4 protein-coding genes and 1 pseudogene are annotated in these 6,606 nt (G+C 60.6%); all 5 read right to left on the reverse strand.

Annotated features, from left to right (window positions below):
• Positions 1–24: 24 nt before the first annotated feature.
• Positions 25–3,312 (reverse strand): annotated as a pseudogene (locus tag J7360_RS06295) (hypothetical protein).
• A gap of 783 nt (positions 3,313–4,095) precedes the next feature.
• Positions 4,096–4,737: a DUF1629 domain-containing protein gene (locus J7360_RS06300; RefSeq protein ID WP_170922327.1), complete on the reverse strand. Its 642-nt coding sequence runs from the start codon at positions 4,735–4,737 to the stop codon at positions 4,096–4,098.
• 797 nt (positions 4,738–5,534) lie between these two features.
• The gene (locus tag J7360_RS06310; RefSeq protein ID WP_081023147.1) at positions 5,535–5,771 is read right to left on the reverse strand and encodes a hypothetical protein; all 237 of its coding nucleotides are present in this window, start codon (positions 5,769–5,771) and stop codon (positions 5,535–5,537) included.
• Between the two features lie 94 nt (positions 5,772–5,865).
• A complete protein-coding gene (locus tag J7360_RS06315) occupies positions 5,866–6,045 on the reverse strand; it encodes a hypothetical protein (protein WP_057659538.1) in 180 nt (59 codons plus the stop codon).
• 67 nt (positions 6,046–6,112) lie between these two features.
• A partial coding sequence (locus J7360_RS06320; protein WP_209033474.1) for a hypothetical protein occupies positions 6,113–6,606 on the reverse strand: 494 nt, incomplete at its 5' end.

The following is a 6,606-nucleotide window of genomic DNA, read 5'->3' on the forward strand; positions in this document are numbered from 1 at the left end:
GGCTGATAACGGAAGCGATTTTGACTAACCGCCGCCCCCACCACCACCACCACCACCACCACCACCTCCTCCTCCTCCTCCTCCTCCTCCTCCTCCCCCGCCGCCACCGCCGTCTCCACCCCCACCGCCGTCCCCTTGGGGACCGCTCTGCATCGGCCCCTTGGCGAACTCCGGCAAGGTCATCACCATCACCGGCCCGCGGCTGGTGTTGATCTCCGCTGAGACATCCATCCCCAGCGCCTGGCGTGTGGTGGCGAGCTCCTGGGCCTCCTGCTGGGCCTGCGCCTCCAGGAACTCGTTGCCTCTTTTGATCAGCGCCTGCGTTGCTGCGCTGTTGGCCACCCGGTTCAAGGCCTGCTCGATCGCCAGCTCGTTCTTGCTATCGAGTGCGTAGAGCACCTCGTCCACGTCCGGGTCGCCCGTAATGGATTTCCGCTGAACCTGCGAGGCATCGTTTGGCGCATCCCCTGATCCAGGACCGGCGAAGCGCTGAGCTAGAGGTGGAAAGGCATCGGTTTGCTCAGCCGCTTCACTGGGAGAGCGACGCGCTTGCTCGCGCTGCGGGATCTCGTCGAGGCTCGCGCCGTCCGTGCTCCGGGCGTTGTCACGAGCGAAGGGATAGGGTTCTCCACGGTCGCGATACTCCTTCCATTCCTGGTGGAAGCGTTCGTCTTCCCGATCTGCCGCCTCAATCCCCTGTTGCAGCTGGCGCAGCGAGCGCATGGTCTCTTCCAGAAACAAAGCGCCACCCGGGTCTGCGGCGCTGCGGTCCTGCACCGGAGTCGATGGGGCGCGCTGGTTTTCCGCATCCGCCGACCCTGCGGGGAAGCGATTTACAGCACTAGCTTCCAAGGAACGCTCATGTGCCTGCGCAACGTGTGCTGCTGGCGGCACAGTCGCCCCATGCTCAGTGAGCGAGAAATCTGAGGGACGGAGCTGCTCGGCCTTGGTTTCTTGCTCAGGAGTTGAGAGCGCTGCGGCCTGCGATGCCATCAACGGGTCCGCTCTCGCAGGCGTTGTTGGGGCCATGACGCGAACCGGCTCTGCCTCGTGCTCACGCACAGCATCTTGCTGGCGGACCGGTGCTTGCTCTATCTCCGCCTGCTGCGTTTGCACCCGGCGAGACAGCGCCGGGGTCACCGCATCGGCCTGTGCGCTTTGCAAAGGTGGATTGCCAGATTCCCGCCCCTCGGATGGAGGCACTTGAACCCGCTCGGTGTCGCGGCTTTGCACCGCTTGCGGTTCGAACGCGTGCTCTACTTCTTGTGCTTGACGCGGCTGCCCGTCACCTGGGCCCGTCGCCGGCTTTGGTGGTTCAGGTGGGTTGGGAGCCACGTGTTCGCCTGTGTGTTGATTCTGGACTTCTGACTGCTGACGCGCGTCTTCCTGCGGCAACTCGGTCCGTGGCGTTTGCTGAGCCAGCGCCGCAGTCGGAGCGTGCGGCTGAAGATCGGCTTGTTGCGAGGCGTGCTGGCTGGGGTCTTGCTGCGGCGCTTGCCGAGCCTGATGTTCCTGGACCTCAGTTCGCGTTGCTTCTTGAGCCTGGCGGTCTTGTTGCTCCCGCTGCTGGCTGTCGGCCTGGCGCTCTTGCGCCTGACGTTGCTCGACATCCCTCTCACGCTCCTGCAGTTCTCGCTGCTGGCTGGCCTGAGACTGCCGCTCTTGTTGCTCGCGTTCTTCTTGTTCGCGTTGCTGCTCTGCTTGGCGTTGCCCTTCCAACACCGCCTGCGCCTGGACTGCTTGTTCGCTCTGCGCCTGGCCTTCTCGCTCCGGCTGTGCCTGTTGGAGGTGCTCGCGCACTTGCGCGACGTGCTGCTCTTGCGCAAGACGATCTTGCTGTTCGCGTTCTTGTCGCGCCTGCGCCGCGACAGAAGCCTGCATGCGTGCCTGGAGGTCGAGCACTCGCTGCGGACTGGAAGAATCGGAGGTCGAGCTGCCTGTGTCTGCCGTTCCCTCAGCTGTGCGCCCAAGGCTTGGCACCTATCGCAGATTGCCTGGCGCCTCACTCAACGCCTGCCGGATGTCTTCGCTGCTGGTGATGGCCACCACACGAGTGACCCCATCGCTGCCGCGTTGGAGGTGCGCGATGGGGCTGTCATACCCGTATTGCCCCGACTCATTGCGCTGCAACTGCTGCATGGTCGGCCCGCTGATGCCGTTGACCTCCATGGTCCGCTGCGAGGCCCGCTCAATAGCCTGTTGGGTGTCTGGGTTGACGTTCAAATCGACGCCAGCGGCCCGGTAACGGTGCAACAGCTCGCAGTGCTCCATCTGCGCAGCCGTGGGCGCGGGAAGTGCCTCAATAGCCGCCAGGGTTTCCTTAGCGCGCTCCAGCGAGGCCTGGCGCATCTGGTCGGTCAGTTCCAGCTCCACCGCCAGATTGCCACTGGCGACGCCATCTTTGCCGGCCCACTGTCCTGACTCAGTGCGCTGGTAAAGCTGAGCGTCTGACCCCAGCACCGCGCCGGGCTTGGCCTGGGCGGCTTGAACAGCCGCAGGCACTTCGACACCGTAAGCCTGGGCGCGTTGCGCTGCATGGTTTTCCAGGTAGGCGGTGGCGATGGCTTCGCGCCCGGTGGCGATGTTGCTTTCGATGCGGCCCAGGGCTTCTTGGTTGAGCTGTTGCGCGCGTTCCGGGGGAGCGGTTTGGTGTTCGTAGCTGCCCCGGTCGTCGGCACCGGACACGGCGGTTTTGACTTGGCGTTCCCATGCCTGGCTCTCTGGATTGCGCCGCCAGTTCTGGTTGTCCAATCCCACGTGGTCGCTTGCCTGGGCGGGGAGGTTGAACGGGTCCTGGGGTGGCGGTGCTTTGCCCAACGCCAGCTCCACTGCCTTGGCGTTAGCAAGCGCGCCCAGTTCCTGCGATTTCTCATAGCTGGCGACCACGGGCTGCTCGCCCGATGTGCGCCGTCCCTCCTGGGCGAGGTCAATGGCGGCTTCGCGCTGCCAGTTGCGGCCGTTGAACTGCCACTCCACGCCCGCCTTGTCGGTTTGGTGGTAGATGGCGCGGTTGTCCAGCAAATCGGCGCCTTTGTCGAACGCCTTGCTCATCAGCAGCGCGTCGCCGACCACCAACGCCGCCGGGACGAAGCCGCTACCGCCCAGAGCCGCCGCGGTGGAGGCACCACCGGCCCCCCCGCCGACGTTGCGGGCCAATGCATGGGCGACTTCGGACTGGGCGGCGGTGACATTGCCTTGTTCCAGCAACTCGGCCGAACGGCGGGCAGTCAGCACCGCATCCGCGCCGGTGGCCAGCAAGCCACCCGAGCGCACCAGGGTGCTGGTGGATGCATTGCCCAGCAACACTTCCATGGACGCCGCGCCGCTTTGACCGCGGGGAACTCGCAAAGGTCTGGCGGCCTCTTCGCCCAAGGTGTTCTCAACCACAGCCACGCCATTTGGTGACAGCGTCAGCTTCCCACCATGGTAAGCGTCGGAGATGGCCTGACTTAAGCCATGACGCTGAAGATCGTGGTTGCCGCCGCGGGTCAACAGCTGTCCTGACCCATTGAAGTGATTCAGGGTGGCGATGACGCGGGATTCGTTATGGGTGACACCAACCCACCCGTGTTCAACGGGGCCTAGCTTCCCAAGAGCGTCCACTTGGTTCGCATAAGTATCGGCGTAACCACGTGCGTTCCCGAAAAAGGCCTGCGTCTTTACACGTGCATCATTTGCCGTCTGGCCTAACGAAGCATTCGTGTGAAGATCTCCATTGACCAATCCCACCTTCACTGTGTCGCGCAGGTGATTCACTCTGGCAGCAATGCGATCCAAGGCGTCAGGATCACCCGCCAGCGCGGCCCTGCCATCTTTGGATTGCTCTAAGCGCCGAAGGTTGTCGAGCAGTCCGACCTGGTAGTCTCGAATTGGGCCGCCGCTATGCGGTGAGACGCCCATTGCCTGAGCCAGGCCCTTGTCGTGCGGCATGAAAATTCGATTCTCAGGCGCATTAATGTCGAAGCGATCTGAGTCCGACAGCACCCGCAAAATGCGGCTGTAACGAACGGTTTGCTGCTCGAACCCATGATGATCCTGAAAAATAGGGCTGCTACGCGGCATGCTCCATGCTCCTTACGTGTTGCCCAGGCGCGGCTAGATGTCTGATGCGTCAATAAAAGAGATGCCGCTTTCACCAGCATCATCAGGAATCCCTGCTTCATGGACCGCGTCTCTGAAGGCTCGGTCGCAAATCACGAATGAGCTGAACGGCGTAAGGAATACGTGGGCTTGACCCACGACTTCCGGCCTAAAGGCCAAGCTGGCTCCTCCTCCCACCGAGTAGAACTTGCCATTGACGTAGTCGTCGTCTACTTCAATTTGTAGCTTCGAGGCAACTTCGTCCAAGGCATCAAGCTCGCGAACAACGTCGCACAAAAAGTGGCGCGGACCTCTGGCTCCGTCGGCCAAGCGGTAATCCACCTCCGCAAAAGCAAAGGCGTCGGAGTCTGCCGACACCATGACATCGTGGAGTCGCTCAGAAACCAGCCAATAGCCACTAAATCCTGGCTCTAGATCGCGCGGGGCTGGACCTGTCTTAGGGTCATAGGTTAGCTGAGGTGTTTCACGGAGCGTCGGAAATCCTCCTTCCTCCGGCCGCAGGATCAACCGCGGAGGGGACAGCAGGTTACGAACATTCTCGAACCTGACCCCACAGGTCGGCCTGTTGCTCTCCATGTCTGCTTCGAACATATAAAAGCGCCCGGCCGTCGGCTGATTGGGTGTCGTTGATGTCATGCGTTTCATCCCTTCCGTGTGCTGTGGTCTCAGCTGACAGAAAGAGCTTAACTCGGCCGCTTTGCCGACCCAAGCAATGAAGCAAAGGAGAGGGCCACATTCCACTTGCCGCCCGGCTCGTAGGCGCCTGACACCGATTACCAAATGATCCAACACCCAAATACTGAGAGATGCCCGCGCCTGCTCTCGCAGAACCTGCGTGGGAAAAGCCCCCCCCCCAACCGCTCTGAGTGTTCGCCAAATCTGGAGATACGCGGCCATCGCCAATTTCATTGCTGGCCTGATGCCGCCGAGCGCCATGTTGGGGCGCTCATGGTTGTACGTGCATAGCCAGCGCATACGGCTGCCGACCGGGCCGAGGTGTTCGATTACATCGAGATGTTCTACAACCCCCAATGCCGTCATAGTTCAACCGGCGACCTGTCCACTGTAGAGTTTGAACGGCGCTACGCGCAACGGGGGTCGTGAGTGTCTACAGAACCCTGGGCGTATCACGGCCCGGCAGCAAGTATGCCAATGACCGATTCTGATAGGGTACGGCAGAGGATCTCCAGGGTTCCGGCCCAGCAATCCTCAGCGCTCGCCAAACTGTCGGGAAGCATGACGCACTCTGCGGCCCAGGAAAGTGGGTGACCATTACGGGAGCGACCGCTGTCTTGCTGGAGAGCGACGTATGCGGTTGCTCAGTTTTTGATGTCCTGCGAGTCCATCCCTGTGCCACCTAACGCTTGAATTAAGCCGAGTTGCGAAGCGACTTCGGCTTGAATGAGTTGTTAGACGCGCGGCCGAGGTACTGGCTACGCAGCCGACAATGATACGGACCTTGCAATGCCAAAGATTGCAAAGCAACCGCCAGCAAAGATGAAAACAACAGGGACGCAACAGCCCATGGCTTTGCCCACCTTACGTTGCCGCCCCGATTTGGAGAGCGGAACGCCAAGTTGCCGGGACAGCTTGGACTTTGCACTTGAAATGCCGGTGGCACGCTTCCAGGAGAACGACAAACCAGGAATCCACTCCTTCTTGCGTCCCATGACTATCTCCCAAAGCGCCTAACGCTGGACTTAAGCGGCGGCGTAGCCCTCCGGCTTGAACGAATTGTTAGGCCTAGGCCACGAAATCCATGACCTAGCCCGCGAGGATATCCTTTGCCTTTTTGATGAAGTAAGCACGAAGCTCATCGTCTTGGATGAATTGCTTGGCGCGTTGCTCGACTTCGGGCATGGAGCGATATTCATTTTTCCCCAAGAGGTCACTCAGATATGCATCTGCCTCAGCCTCGCTTTCAATTCTGTATGGCTCGATCATTTTTGATCCTTTTGCTTAACGCCTGAGTTAAGCCGTGCCGCGAAGCCGCATCGGCTTGAATGAATTGTTAGGGCGCACTAGCCGCACCGTTTTGTAGCCGTTCTAGCTTTCTCAGCTTGTGGACCAAAAGCCTAGCCCCACTCTCATCCACGAAGTCTTCGTACATAACCGTGCTGTCTCTGAAATGCTGCTCCAAGCGATTTAGAACAGCGCGCAACGCCGCTAGCATTTGCTCCACGAGCGCCCTGCTTATGCCGCTCAGGGGGTCGGAACCTCGATTGCTGAGGTAGTTGTGATCCTGATGAGCAATGCGTTTATTACGATGTTCGCGCGCAAACTCCGCTGAGTCCAACGCCTTGTCGCAAAGTGATTGAAGCTCGGTTCGTAGCACCAGATCCGTTATCAACGGAGGCAGCGACTGTATTGTCAGGTTCCTTTTCTTGCCTGTTGCCTGCGGATCTGTCATCCGTGAGACTCCAAGCAAGACACTGTCCCACAGCTCGTCTTGCACGATCTTGAAGAACAGACCAGCGGTTCTATTAAGGAAGGTCTGAACAACGA

Source organism: Xanthomonas sp. D-99, assembly GCF_017746145.1.
Lineage (GTDB): Bacteria > Pseudomonadota > Gammaproteobacteria > Xanthomonadales > Xanthomonadaceae > Xanthomonas > Xanthomonas cissicola.

Excerpts from the sequence above, each read along its gene's own strand:
- J7360_RS06315 (WP_057659538.1), bottom strand. The coding sequence starts at position 6,045 with ATGATCGAGCCATACAGAATTGAAAGCGAGGCTGAGGCAGATGCATAT.
- J7360_RS06310 (WP_081023147.1), bottom strand. The coding sequence starts at position 5,771 with ATGGGACGCAAGAAGGAGTGGATTCCTGGTTTGTCGTTCTCCTGGAAG.
- J7360_RS06300 (WP_170922327.1), bottom strand. The coding sequence starts at position 4,737 with ATGACATCAACGACACCCAATCAGCCGACGGCCGGGCGCTTTTATATG.